17 protein-coding genes are annotated in these 16,347 nt (G+C 37.0%); 4 read left to right on the forward strand and 13 right to left on the reverse strand.

The features are described from left to right. Positions 1–146: 146 nt before the first annotated feature. The 4 genes from KJS37_RS07890 to KJS37_RS07905 form a co-directional block, all read right to left on the reverse strand. On the reverse strand, positions 147–542 hold the full coding sequence (locus tag KJS37_RS07890; protein WP_017369738.1) for a hypothetical protein: 396 nt from the start codon (positions 540–542) through the stop codon (positions 147–149). A gap of 368 nt (positions 543–910) precedes the next feature. After that, positions 911–2,404, reverse strand: coding sequence for an ABC-F type ribosomal protection protein Lsa(D) (gene lsa(D), locus KJS37_RS07895; protein ID WP_213496732.1), 1,494 nt, complete (start codon positions 2,402–2,404; stop codon positions 911–913). 58 nt (positions 2,405–2,462) lie between these two features. Further along, positions 2,463–2,624, reverse strand: a complete 162-nt coding sequence (locus KJS37_RS07900) for a hypothetical protein (RefSeq protein ID WP_165711999.1) — start codon at positions 2,622–2,624, stop codon at positions 2,463–2,465. 279 nt (positions 2,625–2,903) lie between these two features. Then, complete coding sequence (locus KJS37_RS07905) at positions 2,904–4,238, reverse strand: amino acid permease (protein WP_213496734.1); 1,335 nt, start codon at positions 4,236–4,238, stop codon at positions 2,904–2,906. Between the two features lie 476 nt (positions 4,239–4,714). Between KJS37_RS07905 and KJS37_RS07910 the strand changes: the two genes are divergently transcribed. Together KJS37_RS07910 and KJS37_RS07915 are read left to right on the forward strand one after the other, a co-directional pair. Further along, positions 4,715–5,524 carry a Cof-type HAD-IIB family hydrolase gene (locus KJS37_RS07910; RefSeq protein WP_213496737.1) on the forward strand — a complete coding sequence of 270 codons (810 nt, stop codon included), beginning with the start codon at positions 4,715–4,717 and terminating at the stop codon, positions 5,522–5,524. Further along, positions 5,521–6,444 carry a LacI family DNA-binding transcriptional regulator gene (locus KJS37_RS07915; protein WP_213496739.1) on the forward strand — a complete coding sequence of 308 codons (924 nt, stop codon included), beginning with the start codon at positions 5,521–5,523 and terminating at the stop codon, positions 6,442–6,444. Before KJS37_RS07910 ends, KJS37_RS07915 begins: the two co-directional genes overlap by 4 nt. A 46-nt stretch (positions 6,445–6,490) precedes the next feature. On the opposite strand, the gene KJS37_RS07920 is transcribed toward KJS37_RS07915, so the two are convergent. Genes KJS37_RS07920 through KJS37_RS07930 form a run of 3 tightly spaced genes read right to left on the reverse strand, consistent with a single transcriptional unit; the run spans position 6,491 to position 9,462 of the window. Further along, positions 6,491–7,264 (reverse strand): DUF1295 domain-containing protein, encoded by a 774-nt coding sequence (locus KJS37_RS07920; protein WP_213496741.1) that lies wholly within the window; start codon positions 7,262–7,264, stop codon positions 6,491–6,493. Then, a complete protein-coding gene (locus KJS37_RS07925; protein WP_213496743.1) occupies positions 7,261–9,054 on the reverse strand; it encodes a DAK2 domain-containing protein in 1,794 nt (597 codons plus the stop codon). Before KJS37_RS07925 ends, KJS37_RS07920 begins: the two co-directional genes overlap by 4 nt. A 12-nt stretch (positions 9,055–9,066) precedes the next feature. Continuing rightward, positions 9,067–9,462, reverse strand: coding sequence for a DUF2177 family protein (locus KJS37_RS07930; protein WP_213496745.1), 396 nt, complete (start codon positions 9,460–9,462; stop codon positions 9,067–9,069). 204 nt (positions 9,463–9,666) lie between these two features. On the opposite strand from KJS37_RS07930, the gene KJS37_RS07935 reads away from it, so the two are divergent. Further along, the gene (locus KJS37_RS07935) at positions 9,667–10,824 is read left to right on the forward strand and encodes a DUF998 domain-containing protein (protein WP_213496747.1); all 1,158 of its coding nucleotides are present in this window, start codon (positions 9,667–9,669) and stop codon (positions 10,822–10,824) included. Between the two features lie 32 nt (positions 10,825–10,856). Here KJS37_RS07935 and KJS37_RS07940 read toward each other — a convergent pair whose 3' ends face one another. From KJS37_RS07940 to KJS37_RS07955, 4 genes are read right to left on the reverse strand one after another with little or no spacing between them, the layout of a single operon-like run. Beyond that, positions 10,857–11,369: an Asp23/Gls24 family envelope stress response protein gene (locus tag KJS37_RS07940; RefSeq protein ID WP_017369748.1), complete on the reverse strand. Its 513-nt coding sequence runs from the start codon at positions 11,367–11,369 to the stop codon at positions 10,857–10,859. A 31-nt stretch (positions 11,370–11,400) separates the two neighbouring features. Continuing rightward, on the reverse strand, positions 11,401–11,586 hold the full coding sequence (locus KJS37_RS07945; RefSeq protein WP_213496749.1) for a DUF2273 domain-containing protein: 186 nt from the start codon (positions 11,584–11,586) through the stop codon (positions 11,401–11,403). A gap of 11 nt (positions 11,587–11,597) precedes the next feature. After that, positions 11,598–12,155, reverse strand: a complete 558-nt coding sequence (gene amaP, locus KJS37_RS07950; RefSeq protein ID WP_213496751.1) for an alkaline shock response membrane anchor protein AmaP — start codon at positions 12,153–12,155, stop codon at positions 11,598–11,600. A gap of 32 nt (positions 12,156–12,187) precedes the next feature. Further along, entirely contained in the window at positions 12,188–12,430 is a 243-nt protein-coding gene (locus KJS37_RS07955) for a GlsB/YeaQ/YmgE family stress response membrane protein (protein WP_017369751.1), read from the reverse strand. 205 nt (positions 12,431–12,635) lie between these two features. Here KJS37_RS07955 and KJS37_RS07960 point away from each other — a divergent pair, with 205 nt between their 5' ends. Beyond that, a complete protein-coding gene (locus tag KJS37_RS07960; protein ID WP_017369752.1) occupies positions 12,636–13,175 on the forward strand; it encodes a hypothetical protein in 540 nt (179 codons plus the stop codon). A 113-nt stretch (positions 13,176–13,288) separates the two neighbouring features. On the opposite strand, the gene KJS37_RS07965 is transcribed toward KJS37_RS07960, so the two are convergent. Both KJS37_RS07965 and KJS37_RS07970 read right to left on the reverse strand, forming a co-directional pair. Further along, positions 13,289–15,391: a DUF3329 domain-containing protein gene (locus KJS37_RS07965; protein ID WP_213496753.1), complete on the reverse strand. Its 2,103-nt coding sequence runs from the start codon at positions 15,389–15,391 to the stop codon at positions 13,289–13,291. Between the two features lie 353 nt (positions 15,392–15,744). Further along, positions 15,745–16,329, reverse strand: a complete 585-nt coding sequence (locus KJS37_RS07970; protein WP_096368413.1) for an isochorismatase family protein — start codon at positions 16,327–16,329, stop codon at positions 15,745–15,747. Positions 16,330–16,347: the final 18 nt, after the last annotated feature.

The raw sequence follows: 16,347 nt of genomic DNA on the forward strand, positions 1-16,347 counted from the left end.
ATTTTAACTTAATACTAATTATATTAAAATAAGAATTATTTCCCTAACATAATGCGCAAAATGTAACTTGAGGTTTTCTAATGTTTACATTTAGATGAAATGAGGTATCAAAAAAGAACACCTCAATTTGAGATGTTCTCCAAAAGTTAATTCATATTACGCACTGGTGGCCACCACCCATCCTTACTTGTACCATCTGGATTGACGATATGCAAAATTTGAGCCTCATCAATATGCTGGCGATTCATAGCTTCTTGTTTAGCTTCAATGCGGCTGCTTGCTTCGACAAAAACTCGCAAAGTATCAGGGTTGGTCTCAAAATTAGTCTTCATACTTTCAACTTCTTCAGGTGATGGGGCATAGTAAACTAAAAAAGTATATGTTCCAATGCCGCCTTGGCCTTGTTCTTCCCATTTTTCTTCGATTGCTGTAAGTTTTTTCATTGATTCACGATTTTGTGTAAAAACTACTGCAGTCATTACTAAAATTGTAACTAGTAGCACGCCTGACAGTGAAATCAGTATCTTTCCGACCTTAGACATCTTTTTTCTCCATTTCATTAATTCTACTTTTATTTTACAATAAGATTTCCAATATTAAAAACGAAATACTTTGCCGACCATTATTGTTACTCATCGGTCTAGACTTGAGTTTGTACCTTTTGTAAGCTATTTCCTTGGAACGATATAAAAATCTAATTTTTACTCTAAAGTAAAAACGCCCGCTTCACCAACGGACGTCCTTACTTTTGTAAACATTTTATAGGAAAGATTGCTCTTTGGATAAAGAGCTGTGTCTTCAAAATAACGCGCACGTAAAACGCTTTCATTCTTTCGACTCTTTTAGTATACATGAATAAAAGGAACATGTCAAGAAATCTCTGAATTTTTTCAATAAAAAAAGCAGTGTGCTAAACGCTGCTTTTTACGAGTTCGATTTGGGCATCTGCTACTTGATCAACAAAATACTGATCGTGCTCAATGACAAGCATACTAGGCTTGCTCCTCTTTATCATTTGAATGATTTGCTCTTGATTAAAAACATCAAGATAGTTGAGCGGTTCATCCCAGAGATAAATATGCGCCGGCTGACTCAAAGCGCGGGCAAGTTCAACTTTACGCTGCTGTCCCTGACTCATATTTTCGATTTTTTGCTCAAAAACTTTGCGCTCTACGCCTAATTTACGTAAATTGTTGAGGAAAAGTTCTAATTCTAAGTTTTCTTCTTTAGCAAATTCATTTAGGAAACCTTTATTATCTGCAAGTTGTCTTACTTCGGAAATGACCAAGTTATGGGCCAACTCAAATGTTCCAACATAACGGCCAGTAAATTCACCTGTGAGGACTTTCATTAGAGAAGATTTTCCTCTACCATTTTCTCCTGTTAGTGCAAGCACCTGACCTTGTTCAAGTGTAAAAGACACAGGTTCAAAAAGAAAGTCTTCAAATCCAGCCGCTAAATTTTCCACTGTCAGTAAGCGTTTTTGATGACTCTCTAAGACACTCATTTCCAATCCAGGTACTTCTTCCCAATTTTTTAGAAGTAGTTCCTTGTCAGCGATATCCTCTTTCATGCGCTTTTCGAGATTTTTAGACTTTTGCATCATATTTGCTGCTTTTCGTCCAATAAAACCTTTATCAACACGTTTTGTTTCCGAATCAAAACCTCGTTTCTTGCGGGATTTTGTTGCTTCTAAGTTACGCGACCACGCTTCTTTTTCACGCGCCGTTTGCTTCAATCTACCGATTTCTTTCCTGAGTTTATCATCTTGTGCCTTTTCCGTGAGATCTCGCAATCTTTTTTCCTCCTCGTAGATAGCAAAATTACCTGCATATACTTGTAAGTCCGCACGCTCTATCGCAAGTGTATGATCTGTCGTCTTATTGAGAAAATTACGGTCATGTGAGATTAAAATATATCCCTTTTTTTCTGACAAGTAGGCTGCAACTTTCTCACGTGAAGCTTTATCAAGATGATTGGTTGGCTCATCGATGAGCGGATAATTATGCTCATCCAAGAATAAAAGTGCTAAGAGTGTCTTTGTTTGCTCTCCACCAGAAAGACTATTGAAAGGACGCCATAAAGTATCTAAATCTACGCCCATTAGTGTCAATTCACGCTCAAGTTCCCACTGCTCAAAGTCAGCTAACTCTTGCAAGACAAATAAGGTCAACTGGTCTTTATCATTAATCGTCTGAGGAAAATACACAAAGCTCTTATTGGTTTTAATTTCAAGATGTACATCCACTTCTCCAAGAAGGATTTTTAAAAGTGTAGTTTTCCCTCTCCCGTTACGGCCAACCAATCCCAGCTTCCATTGATCATCAATATTGATATTTACATTGTCAAAAATAAGCTGATCGGTATAACCAAATGTTAAATTATTTATTTTAATATTCGACATTCTTCTCCTTTACTAAAAAAGCTCATGGGCTTTTGTTATGTCACCCTGTTCTTAATTTCTAATTAAAACCTATCGTATAATGTTGTGAAGTTGTATGTGGCTTTGTTGCGTGTTTAAGTCCTTTGGCCTGTATTTTTTGTCCTGTCTGAACAGGCATTTTCTTCTGCACCGCTCTGATTTTATCTAATCGAGCTTGCATCTCTTTCTGTTTTTTATTCAAAATAAAAACTCCTTTTCTCTATCTTCGCATCCACAAAAATAGAGAAAAAGAGTTCAAAATGAGCCTAAAAAGGGCTTTATTTTTGAAAGTCTATTTCTATAAATCATGAATGCGAAAAAACATCTGCGAACTTTCTTTCAGAATCGCCTTTAACATTTTTTCAATTTTCATGACTTATAATTTCAATAGACCTTACCTCGCTTTTATTGTTAAGAATAGTTTATCAAAACAAAAAAATACTGTCAAGAAAAATACTTGACAGTTTAGTGTTTCATTTATTTATTCTTCTTTTTTACGATAGCTTAAAAGGCTAAGGAGGCAGACAACTAAGGCAAATACAGAAATTCCCCATGGATTTGAAATCACAACGTTATAGCCCACAATAAGCAGCACAATTAAAGTGAAGATAGAAACCGTCTTGATAAACCAACCACCAAGTCCTGTTTTAAAATAGAAAATAATTGCAGCAATCAAGAGCATCATCCACACAATAAGAATCGTGTAAGAGATAGATCCCGCAAGATAGACAAAGAGATTATCACCAAAAATAAAGGAAAGAATAGCTCCGATAAAGAGCATACCTGAGCAAAAGATAATTGCTGCGACAGGAATTTGTTTCTTCGAGAGTCTACCTAGCGTTTGTCCGATTGGACCCTTTGCATCTTTGGCGCGTGAATAGACCGAACGCGATGTGGCATAAATCGCTGAGTTAATTACAGAAAAAAGAGCTAAAATAATAACAAAGTTAACAATCAAAGCTGCTCCTGGAATCCCGAGTTTTTCAAAAATCAAAACAAATGGGCTTTCTTTTGTTGTACTCAAGAACTTCCATGAGTAGAGCTCTACAAAGATAAACATTGGAATAACATAGAAAGAGAAAATACGGATAATAACTCCTCGAATCGCTCTTGGTATAGCTTTCTTAGGGTTTTCTACTTCTGCAACTGTCAAGGCGATGAGTTCTGATCCCCCATAAGAATATAGGACGATAAGCATGGAATTAAACACTCCCTGCATACCATTGGGCATAAATCCACCATAAGTGTTCATTCTTCCAAGGCCTTCACTGAGGCCGAGGTGGAAAACTTGAGTTGCGACTAAATAAAGTCCCACAACAATCAAAATAAGAATGACAATAATTTTTGTCCAAGCCAGCCAATACTCTGTTTCCGCAAAGACACGTACTGAATAAAGGTTTAACCCCAAGGTAATAATAGCTACTATAAGTACAAAAATCCACGATGGAATTTGGGGGAGCCAAACTCCTAAAAATTGAGCAATGGCTGCTGATTCTGCTACCATAACAGCCATCCATAAGGACCAATAAACCCAGTCTGTAAAGTGGGCAAATCTTTTTCCCACATAAGGGGAGATGAGCCCTGCTAAACCAACAGTGTTCTCTTTTTGATGAATGATTATTTGGCCAACACCATGCATCACGACATATAAAATTACGCCAGCTAAAAGATAAGCAATCATTACCGCTGGACCAGCGGCTTGGATGGCGTTACTGGAACCAGCAAATAAGCCCGCTCCAATGGCGCCACCAAGTGATAGCATAATCACATGTCTCGTCTTCATTGAAGACTTCAGTTCTTGATTAGAATTTTCCAAGTAAAATCCCTCATTTCTATTTTTTTTGCTTCTTTAGTTTTTTATAAAAAAGGTAAAGCCCTGCTTGGATCACGATAGATTAACTTTAATGGTTTAACAAAAACTAAAGAGCGGTTAAATTCAAAAAGAAAAAGCCGGGTAAATTACCCGGCTTTTTATCACGGGCACAGATACTTTTTGAGAATACTCAAAAGTTGTATCTATGCCAAGCATAAACACAACTTATCTGCGCCAAAAGAAATAGACTGTCAATGGAAGTGTTTTGCTCATGTGATTTTCTCCTTTATGAATTTAAGACTTATTATACGTAAAAATATTTTAAATTGCAAGAATTTATACAGAATTATGTGAAAATTTATGAAATTCCAGTTTTTCGCCTCAATTTATCTTCCAAATCGGAAAAGCATATCGCTTGACATGGAACGCGTTTCATAAATTACAATGAAAGCATCAAAAAACATAAAGGAGATTTAACGATGATTAAACACATTTTTACAGACATGGATGGAACACTTCTTGACACACGCGGCAGCCTTTCTGATACAAATCGCTGGTCAGTCTGTCTGAGTGATATCCCCGTTACCCTTGTTTCCGCACGAAGCCCGATTGAGATGGGACCTACATTGAATAAACTTCAGCTGAAAACACCACAGATTGCTTTCAACGGCAATCTAACTTTTACTCAAAATGATTTTGGGATTCAAGTGATTGAAAAGCACACCTTACCAGCTGATATTGTTTCCGCTCTTTTGGACTACTTCTCTTCAAACTTTCCAAATGTAAGTCTCAGCTGGTACAGCTTGGCACATTGGTACATTAAGAAACAGGACAAGGGAGTCTTCTTCCAAAAAGCCCTTACTGGAGCTGAACCACGTATTAAAGCATTTGACGGACAATCTGAAATCTACAAAATTATGCTGATGACTTTCAATCCTGAAGAAATGCTACAAATTGAGCATGCTTTAAAAGAGCTGGATATTCCTGATATCCATGTGACTCGTTCCACAGCACATACTTTAGAGATTACATCTGCTGAAAAAACTAAGGCTGATGCTGCGGAAGCTATTTTGGAAGAAAAGGAAATTGACTTTGAGGAAATTGCTGCAATTGGTGATGGAAATAACGATATTCCACTCTTGAAGGTTGCCGGTCTTCCTATCGCAGTAGATAATGCTAGCGAAGAAGTGAAAGCCCATGTTAAAATAGTGGTAGCTAAAAATACAGATCACGGTGTAACTGAGGCGCTCTCAGCTATTCGTGAAATCAACGAACAGGTAACCTTATGACATCTCTTTCTGATATTGCCAAACTTACTGGATACTCCAAAGCCACCGTTTCTCGTGTGCTTTCTGGTAATGGCTATGCCTCTCAACACACGCGTGAAGAAATCTTGAAAGTTGCTGCCGAATTAGACTATGCGACAAATGCGATTGCTCAAGAATTGGCATATGGAGCTACACATAATATCGGTGTTGTACTTCCTTATATCAAGTCACCCTTTTTCAGCAAAATTTTAGAAGGAATCCTTGAGAAAAGCTTTGAAACAGGATATAAAATCATTATTCTCCCTTCAAACTATAATCAGGATTTAGAAATTGAATATCTAGAAAAATTACGTAAAAAGGCCTTTGAAGCCATCATTTTCACTTCACGTCAAGTACCTGAAGAGACGATTCTTAAATATCAGAAATATGGTCCTATCGTGCTCTGCTACAAACCTGAAAATTCAGGGATTCCAGCAACCTATGCAAATCGGATCCCTGCTTATCGTGAAGCCTTTGAATGGCTCAAGGAGCAACACTGTTCAAATATTGGCTTTCTCTTATCCAGAGGTAAAAGTCCAACAATTTCAACTACTCTACAGGCTTACAAGGATGTTTACCAACTTGAGGCAAGACCCGAGCAGATCAAATCAGGCCTTATCTCATCTGAGGATGCTTATCGCTTTGCTCCACAATTAATACAATTTGACGGAATTTTTGCTAATTCCGACGAAATTGCGGCCAATGTATGGCGCTGGTTTGATGAGCAAGGACTTCCGAAACCGATTATTGTAGGACAAGAACGTCTGCTGGCTGGACAATTGCTCAAATTACCCACCATTGACAACCATTGCCGTCAAGTCGGGCGGATGGCTTTTGAACAGGCTGTTTCAAAAGTAAATAAACAGACCTCTGTTAACTCTGAGTTTATCCTTGAACGTTAACTGAGGCGTGACATAAAAATCCCAAGAAATTTATCTTGGGATTTTTTTACAGTCCTTTCTTGCCGATGAAAGGGAAAAATTTAGGGGTGACTTGTGCATATGCTTGAAAATCTTTGCGTGCTTTGTATTTCCTTTCAAGTAATGGGACTCCAGAAACAAACAAGAGTAAACCAGTGATTAAAAGTGGACTCACGATCAACCAAAGATCAGAAATGTCTGTAAAAGCGATCAAGAAGATGCCCCACCAACATGCAGCTTCTCCAAAATAATTCGGATGTCGCGTCACTGACCACAAGCCGCTGGTCAGTAATTTTCCTTTGTTTTCTTTATTCTTCTTAAACTGTCCCAGTTGCCAATCACCTATTACTTCAAAAACAAAACCTATCAGCCAAACCACTACTCCAAGAATTTGCCACCAAAAAATTTGACTTTCCGGGTGGTGATTGCTTTGCATGATTGGTAGCGCAATAATAAAAAGTAAAAGGTACTGAACCATAAAGACGGAGAAAAAAGCCTTTAGTTTTGGCGCGTGACTTCCCCATCTGCGGCGCATGTTGGTATAGCGATAATCTTCGGGTTTGTTCCAATTGCGTCGAGCTAAATGAACGAATAACCTCACACCCCAAAGCCCAACCAAAACCAAAATTGCTCTATTTTGCATGGTTATTTGAGTATTGAAGAAATAGCTTAAACACGCTGTCAAAACAAAACCACCACCCCATGCTATATCGATTAATCCATAGTTTTTCTTCTGGTCTGCTACTTTAAACCAGCAAATGAAATAAACAAGTAAAACCCCTAAAACTATTCCATAAATCATAACCGCTCCTTTGTAATGCCAGCGACAGCGATACTTCCCGCTCCCGCAGAGATAGCAATGGCAGATGAACTCTCAATCACCTTATAATCATTGCCCGTTTTTTCTTTTAATATTTTCTGCCAATCTTCTATATCACCTTGGGCCAAGACATGAGTCAGAGCAATATCTTCAATCTGTCCACTTTTTGCTAAGGATTGGATTTTTTTGAGTATTTTTTTCATACTTTGCTTCTGACTTAAGGAAGCACCGATGAGTTTCCCATTGCCCGTTTTGTCTAGACTAATTATTGGATGGAGTGAGAGTTTTTGAGCTATTGCTCCCAAAGACTGAGGAATTCTTCCTGACTGTATCATCGGAGATAAGTCAGCCACTGCCACATAGATGAATATTCTTTCACGTAGCTGCTGGATTTCTTGCACAAGATGTCGGATAGGAACTCTCCTCTCCGCAAGTAGGGCTGCCTGTTGTACAAGTAAACCTTGAGCAACAGAGTTTAATCGTGAATCAATGAGATGAATCCAGTTTTTCGAATAATTTTTTTCTTTGATACGTTGCTCAATCAACTGATATGTGCCACTAAGTTGTGACGCTACCGTGATAACAAGCACATGTTCATACTTACCTTCCAAAAAGGAGAAAAGTGCATCAATAGTTTGGATGCTTGGCTGTGAAGTACTCATCTTAAGATTTTCACCTGCTTTTTCTTTGATAAGTTGTGCATTAATTGTCAACTTGTCTAGAAAATTTTGGTCTCCCACAGTGACATTTACAGGTAAAACATGCACTTGATGGGCAAGCACAAATTCTTGAGATAAATCAGCTATAGAATCTGTAACAATCGCTATTGGAGCTAACATTTGTTGAGAAATTTCGTACTGTAGCCGCATATCGTCTACTTTTTGGTAGATAATTTGTCCGTATTTTTCTAGCTTTGCCAAGATCTTTTGAGGCTCATTAGTGTGCATATGGAGTTTTAACTGTTTAGCATTTCCGGCAGTAACCATTGAATCGCCCTTTTCTTGCAGTACTTCTCGTAATTGAAGTTCAGAGATTTGGGGTGCTTTGATGATAAATTCGGAACAGTATCTGTAACGCGGTGCTTCAGCTATGATATGATTTACCGAAAGTTCTTTAACCCTCTCTAGACCGTCATCTGCCTCTTCATCCCCAACTTTTAAAACTCTACCGCAGTAAAAGTCTGTAAAACCAAGGATAAAATAATAAAAACCTTTCGCCCCTGCATCTACCAACTTATTTTTCCGTAATAAGGTCATCTGAAATTGCGTAGCATTTAGTGCTTCTTGTGCTTCTGCTTTTGCTTCTAACAAGGCCTCTTCAAAGGAGTGATTCAATCTATAATTTTTTACCAGTGTAATAGACCAGGCACGCATTACTGTTAAAATAGTCCCTTCCTTAGGATCTATTAACGAACTATAAGCTTTGTTTACAGCTTGTTCTAAAGCTTCCACAAAACTTTCAAAATTCGTTTCTGCTTTCTGATAGTTCTCAGCCACAGCACTTAAATATTGGGCAAAAATGATTCCTGAATTTCCTCGAGCGCCAATAAGTGCTGCTGCTGATATTTCATCTAAAAGAATATCCATAGGATAATTTTTCATCGGTACATTGTCAATAATAGCTTGCATTAGTGAGGCAAGATTACTACCTGTATCTCCATCTGCCACAGGGAAAACATTTATTTTATTCAGCTCTTCTTTCTGAAGGATTACTTTTTCTGCCCCAGCTCTAAAACTCTGTAACAAGCGATAATTTTCATTTTTTTCTCCCACTTCTTTCTCCTTCTAAAGCTTTGCAGCAATTATATAAGTGAGTGCTGCACTAAGGGAAGTCACAAAACTCCCCCAAATAATATCAACAATTGTAATTTTCAATGGCCAATCGCTCAATGTCGCAAGACTTGTCAAATCATATGTGGCATAACATACTGCTCCAAAAAAAGCTCCGGCTAAAAGAACGTAAGAAATGCTTTCTTTCACTTGTCCAGGTACCAAAACAAAAAATACAAGTGCAGCCACATAAATAAGGTAAAAAATGATGGCAGGCAAAAGTTTGGTTTGCCCCATCAAATGGCCAATGTACGGTTGATAAAACTTTTTATTTGCAAAGATTAACCATAAACTATCTAAAATAAGGAAAATTACTGCATTGATTAAAAACAGCTTTAGAAATTGAAACATCTTATACCCCTTTTCCACTACATATCCTACTCGGCAACCGATTTCATTTCATTAATTTTAACACTTCTCTTTAAAATTAGCGAAAAACTTAACTCAAATCTTTCAATTCAGAAAATTTTTATTTCTTAAATGAATCGGAGAACTTAAATCGTCAAAATATTGATATAATAATAAAAATAGGAGTTAAAAAAATGGAGAAGATAAATGAAAAAAATTATTGAAATCCCGGATGAAGTTGCGGATAAATTTGAGAAACAAAACTATAAAATGTCAATCGAGCAAAATCAGATTGTCTTAAAAAGTGACGCTGGTCAAATTGATGCACAAAATTTTTCGTTACACTATATGCTTATTCCCAGTTTATTAAGTTTAATTATCTCGCTACTTACTTTCTTTTTAAGTGGCCATTCTCAGATTAATTTTACAGGCGGGCGGTATCATTCTGTCGCTGGAATCAGCATGCTGTGTGCGACAATTATTGGCTTTGCAACCTTCCTCTGGGTTTACGCCAAGCAAAATACCTCACCTCAAAAACGCATGCTTAGCCGTATAAGAGAACTTGTCACAATCAGCCTTGCCTATACCTTGATTGTTTTTGCGATTCAAGCATTAATTTGGTACATTTTGGGAATGACCTTCGTCGGAGTAACTCTCGATCGCTTCACAGCTTCTTTTGTAGCTGCACTCTTTTCAGCTATTGTTTTTTACTTTTTAATTCTCTTTGCAGCCTCTGTTAAAATTTCTCATCTGATTATCTTATTGTTTATTACCTTCATCGGTGGTATTTTTCTTTCCATGGCTATGAATGGCCAAAATGCTTGGTGGCAATACAACTTTAGCTTTTTAGGAACAGGTGAGGCTAAAAATCAATGGCAATTTAATTTTACGATGATTTTTTCTGCCTTGATGCTATTAACAATTACTGATTATTTATTTATGGATTTTCAAAAAAGCGACTTATATAATTTCAAAGTCAAGATTGTTCAGGCCTTTTACTATGTCATCGCACTATTTATTGCTGGTGTAGGTATTTTCCCCGCTCAATCATGGACAATGGCCTTTCACAATGCTTCTGCGTATGGTATTGTTTTGTGCATTATTATCCTGATAGTATTAAGTAAATATCTTTTACCCAAAATTTCGAAGGAATTTCTCAGCATGTCAGCTATTGTTTTCGTCGCTCTTGTTACTTCAGCAATTTTATTTCTAAAAGTGCATTATCTATCTCTGACCGTTTTCGAAATTATCGCCTTTGCAATTTCCTTTACATGGTTGGTTCTGATGATTAATGCTCTCCAAAAAATGCTTCATGAATCAAGTGTCTATCAAGTCAAAATTGTCCAACTAAAGGAAGAGATTTAATAAAAAAATAAGGAGAAAATCTCCTTATTTTTTTATTTTACACGTGGTTCATCATCATCGCTGACTTTGTCTTTTACTTGATCAACTTTTTCCGAAGTAAATCGTCCTGTTGATTTTGCAGCATCGCCTACTTTATCTTGGAGGCTTTGTTCATCTTGCTTTTGTTGTTCTTTCGTTTTAACATCGATAACATCTACGTTAACTTCTACAACTTCAAGGTCTGTCATGCCTTTAACTTCTTTTGAAATAACTTCTTTTATATTTTTATAAATATCTGGAACATATTTCTTATATTCAGCTACGATTTTAAGATCGACCGCCACTTGTTGTTTACCGACTTCGACACCTACACCAGAAGTTACATCGTCCGTATTTACGAGTTTTCCTGTGAGATTAGACAGGAAGCCACCATCAACTGCAAGCAATCCGTCTACTTTTTCCAAGGCAAGTCCTACGATTTTTTGAATCACTTTATCTTCATAAGTTAAAGTTCCACTTACTGCATCAACTGAGTTATCCAAAGTTTTTTTGTTTTCTTGTACCATAGCTTCTCCTTTTGATTTATAAATTATTTAATTATTTTTTACTTATTTTATCAAGATATCCAGTACGTTCGAGATAGAAACCAATGTAACTACCAAGCACGATGAGTAAAAACAGTAAGAGCATCTTCCAAAAGCCAATTGTAAAGATACATATGGCGATGACCGCTCCAGTTGCCCCACCTATAATTGGATATTGATATTCTTCTAAAAGATTCATCTAACCTCCAATCATAATACACGTGAACTGCTCTTACTCTTTGGTGTTACAGCGTTCACTTTTATTTTCAAACTTAAATGATGATTTACCCCCAGAAACTCTTTAAGTCCTTTACGAATTTCTTCTTCAATAAGTAGGGACTTTTCTGAAATTTGCACGCGAGGTATAATCTCACCTTTAATAGCAAGTTTAATCTTATTTTTACCTAACAAAGTATCGATTTTCGGGTCTTTGATATAACTATTTTCTTTGAGCGTTTCTCGCACAAAACCTTCAATCGCAGATTTTTTAAGAAGCAGTTCTCCTCTACCTTCTCCTAGGACAAAGCCTGTATATCTTTTTGGATAGAAGATAATAACGAGTAAGAGAATGAGTAAGAGAATTCCTAAAATTCCTGTTGCAAACAAGAAATATGTAGGCAAGTAGGGACCAATGTAAGGAACTTGTGACATATCTTTGATTGGCTGGTCTATATCAAATTTCCCGAGTGTGTATAGAAACAGTGGTAGGATGGTTGTAATAAGAAATAAATCAACTAAAATTAGAATAATTTTTTTTCCTTTTGACACATTTCCTCCTCCCGTGTTACTGCAACTACTGTTTAATCGCCCATTTTACTTAAGAAGAAAGAAACAACAGCTACCACGATAACGGCACCGATAATGGAAGGAATAAGAGCCATACCTGCTAAACTAGGGCCCCATGATCCTAGCAAGGCTTGACCAACAGCAGAACCCACAAGACCAGCTAAGATATTAGCAATCCAACCCATGGATTTCCCTTTACTTGTGATTGCTCCTGCAATCACCCCGATAATTGCACCAACGATTAATGACCAAATCATAAAGCACCTCTTTCTTTCTAATTATTATTTTTTCTATATAATAATTCTAACAAAGTTAAAAAACGCTTACAAATTATTCGACTTATCTTTTTTAGATGAGAGTTTTTCCTTCATTAACTTTTAATTTATAGATAATTAATCAGGTTTTTAAGAGACAATATGTTATACTGGAAGTAACAAAAAGGAATTTTAAGGAGTCTTACATATGAAAAAATTTAAATTATCATTACTTTTAGTTAGTTCATTAGCTGCTGCCTTGCTACTGACAGCTTGCAGCAATACAACTAGCGCAAAGAAAGACACATCTTCTGAACCTTCTAGCTCTGTTAAAAGCTCAAGTGAAAGTACAAGTAAAGCCAGCAGTTCAGAAACATCAACATCTGAAAGCTCAGATGCCAGTTCAACTTCAGATTCCACAACAGCTACTTCTGAAGCCCCAGCAACATCTGAACAGCCGTCTGAACCTGCAACATCAGAAAGTTCAGATCAAGGTTGGGTCGATAACTCAAATAATCCTGTAGAAAATAACGGTGCAGGTGGACATAGTCCTCAGGCTGACCCTAATGCAACACCATCTAGCTCTGAAGCAACTCCAAACGGACGTGCTTGGGTCTTGGTTTACGTAGATAAAGCAGGAAACAAGCATGAGTCAACAGTCTCAACATCCTACAAGGAACTTCAAGACAAAGCGAATGCTCTCCTCGCTTCAGGTGAAGCATCATCTTATTACTTCATTCAAAAATAGCGGTAAGCATTAAGAACAAATAAACTAAATTTATAAAAAATAGGAAATTAACAAAAAAGACTAACTAAAGTTAGTCTTTTTTTATCTCTAAATACTTTACAAAACTACCCTTCTTAACGTTTCTTAAGAAAGGCATCATAAACCACAAAGATGAACAATCCACCAAATACGCTGTAAAATGTAGTGAAGCTTCCTAGATTTTTCCAAAATGGAATTTTAGTTACTTCTACTGTTTTATCCCAAGTCGTCTCTGCATCAATGATGACACGTGTTGTTTTTGATCCATTGCTACTGTAGCCTCGTGGCAATTGTACAGTGATCGTTTCTCCTGTTTGGCCTTCAACATTTGTGATGGAAACATTTTTTTGGTTTTTGCCATTAAAGAATAGCGTAATGTTATGGAGCGTCGGTTTGACGTGAATATCTATGGCTTGATCAAAACGCTTATTAAAAACGTAAGATTTAGGGTTATTTGATAGTGTTTCATACCCAGATGTTGCTGCATGAGAGATATCGTAAGCTTCATTATAAGGGGAAGTGATTTGCTCTGTTGCAACGATTTCATCCTTATTTACATCAATATAGCGAATGAGCGCATTACGCAGCCAAGGTTTATCTACCGGTAAGTTTTTATTATCGGGTTTAGGGTCTTTAGTAATGGTTGCTTTTGATGTTGAAGTTTTAGCGGTTTGCTCACGTTTTAAGACCTTATCAGTATTGAAAGGAAGAATCTTGCGTTGGAAATAACCAAAATACTTATTGTAAGCATTCAGAATGTTATCAATAGGTTGAGCATTCTCTAAGTTTACTTTTGCCATTGGCACTGTATCATCCAAATAGACTTTCTCTAGCCCATAATATTTGGCAAACCATGTGTTGGACCATTCTTTTTCTGGGTGCTCACTTGAAACCAAATAAGGCGTTCCAAAATAAGCATTAAAGTCGTTAGAAGTCATCGGAATCCCAGGTACGCGGATCGAAGTTTTTCCCTCTTCCTTTGCTTTTTGAGCTATAGATTGGGCTGTATAAAAATATTCATATGAATTTTTGATGTCTTTTAAATTATAGTCATAGCTTGGCAAACTCACAAAGCTTAAGCAAAGAATGGCAATGCACAAAGGAAGATTGGTCCAAAAGCTTTGTGTACGTAACTCTTGCCATGCTTCAATCATCATTAATAAAGCTATGATAAACAGAATATTACTTGCAAACCAAAGACGGGCGGGTGTGATCGGCGAGGCTAGGATTGCAGCACAACCTGCAAGACCTGATACCAGAAAGATAAGTCCTCCATGCCAGAGGTAACATGCTTTTTCTTGGAGTTGCTTCCGGTTAAAATAAAGAATTCCCCCAAACACAAGGATGGGCAATATAAGAAAACCAGAATAATGCGCAGTTCCCGATACGATATCAAGACAACGTTGGCCTAAACCGGAAGAAGCACCGTAGTTCTGAGTTTCAGCAGATCCTGATGATAAGATGACTTGCGTCCCAAAACCAAAGGCGGCAGCTAAGGTTCCTAAAATCTGCGCCACCGTGTTTCCGTTTGTCGATTTTTTAAAATTATAAACCGTAAAAATGAGAGCAAGCAATACAGTTGTCGCGCCACCGACTTCATTTGTTAAGCCTGCTAAAAGTCCCAAAACTGGGAGGTAGTATTCTTCCCAGCTACGTTTTGTACTTACATTAAAACGGTAAGGTAATAAAAAGAGGAGTATAATTACTGTGGCCCACAGGTAATTCGCAGCACCACTGACCCAAAGCACCGTACTTCCCATCCCCGGAATAAAAAACCACATCAAAAGAAAGGTTAGTGCCAGATGTAAAGGTTTTAAAAGTACCTTTTTCCCACTGATTACCACATTCAACAAGAGTCCAACCAATACATAAATACCGGCATTAAGGATATTGAAAATTCCTTTAGGAAGCTGCATCGCTAAGATTTCGAAAATTATTGATGTCATGCGTGCATTCCATAGTGTCATGTGCGTATAGACTGCTGAGATATAATCACCAATATTATGATATTCACTCAGATGTTCACTTGGCCAAGCACCTGTATAGATAAAGTGATACAAAAAATCATCGCCCGTGTAGCCTGTAAAGTGGTTGAGGTTCAAAATAAAAATAAAAGTCAACCAAAGAATTACTAAAGTTGCTATTGTACGCAATATATTCCAATCACTTAGAAAATTGAATTTTGTCCGCTTATTCATATGTGACACCTTTAAATGACTTCACGAAGTCACTTCCTTTTTCTTTACATTTTAAGTCAGCAAAGTATAGGCTTAAAATTTTTTTATTTTACTATCAGACATTTTCTCATTTTAAATCTTCAATAACTTACATTATCAAATAAATGTGAAAAAATCACCGATAACATTATAGCAAAAAAATGACACAATCTTACTTTATGAAGAGATTAACATATTGTTACAGGTGATGCTCTTAATCTCTCCCAACTTTTCCCTTAAAAATTGAAAATATAAAAAGCTCAAGATGCAGAAAAGCGTTTATTCTTCTACATCTTAAACTTTTCAAATCACCAAAAACTATTGCTCTCTATGGTCTAATCCTGTACCATCCTCAAGACTTGCTCTGTCGAGCGGACGCGTCCTAAGCGTGTAAAGATACCGTTAACAATACCCGTATGTAGCGCTCCATTAAAGTCTGTCATTGCATCTTCAACAGCAATCACATTATATCCATGTTGATAAGCTTCACGCGCCGTCGTATCGCAACCAATCGTTGTGGCGATACCTGTCAAGATAATATTCTCAATGCCTCGTCTACGTAACTGCACATCCAGATCTGTCCCATAAAAAGCGCCCCAATTATGCTTTTTGACATGGATTTTATTTTTAACCTCTTCATCATAAGCCAAAGGAGAAACAAATTGGCTATAATTTTCAGGAAGTGGACCAGAAGCACTTATATTTGTATCTGTAAGCGGAGTGAGCATTTCTGGCCCATAATTCTTCACATGTACAAAAACAATAAGTCCTGCTGTATTCTTGAACTTGTCCAGCAATCTATCATTTTTGGCAAGAATTTCTTCTTTACTATAGGGTTCAAGCTGTGGACGATTTACAATGCCTTCTTGTAAATCAATCAGGACCAAGGCCGTTTTCTCAAGATTCAATTGTTCTGACATAGGCTTTTCTCCTCTAAA

Origin of the sequence: Lactococcus formosensis, from assembly GCF_018403745.1 — a bacterium.
GTDB classification, from domain to species: domain Bacteria; phylum Bacillota; class Bacilli; order Lactobacillales; family Streptococcaceae; genus Lactococcus; species Lactococcus formosensis.